The sequence below is a fragment of the Cognatiluteimonas weifangensis genome, from assembly GCF_003416885.1.
GTDB lineage: Bacteria > Pseudomonadota > Gammaproteobacteria > Xanthomonadales > Xanthomonadaceae > Cognatiluteimonas > Cognatiluteimonas weifangensis.
The window spans coordinates 1-460 of the sequence record NZ_QVPD01000029.1 but is presented as its reverse complement, the minus strand read 5'-3'; the positions used below and the strand labels follow the sequence as shown (position 1 = coordinate 460).

1 protein-coding gene is annotated in these 460 nt (G+C 55.2%); it reads left to right on the top strand.

All coding sequences use genetic code 11. The features are described 5' to 3' along the window. Positions 1-27: 27 nt before the first annotated feature. A complete protein-coding gene (locus tag D0Y53_RS13320) occupies positions 28-396 on the top strand; it encodes a DUF6404 family protein (protein WP_425477035.1) in 369 nt (122 codons plus the stop codon). Positions 397-460: the final 64 nt, after the last annotated feature.

Below are 460 nucleotides of genomic sequence, written 5' to 3'. Positions count from 1 at the left end.
CGCGGCTCGGCTTAATTCAGGCGTTAGATGCGCATGACACATACCGACAAACTGGAAAGAATGCAAAAGCACATGGCGGAGCTTGGTGTTTCACCATCCACTGCCGCGCCCCCTATCTGGAAGTTGCTTTGGCGGCTTGGCATTGACCTTCCTCCACCACTATTCATGGGCTTCTTGTCAGCCACTTTCTTCACGGGCAGCCTCTTCGGCATCCTCTGGGGACTTTTCATGTGGCTCCTCATGTGGTCGCGCCAAGGCGTTCCCACTTGGCTGGTTCTCAGTGCTGCGGCTTCTGCCGGGGTTCTATTTGGCTTATGCATGGCAACCTATTTCCGTTACCTTGCTCGCAAACACAACTTGCCATCGTGGGCTACATACACTGGCCCACAACCGTGAGCGCATCTAACAATTCATTCAAGCCGACGCCGCTTCGCGGCGCGGCTTAACTCAGGTGTTAGGC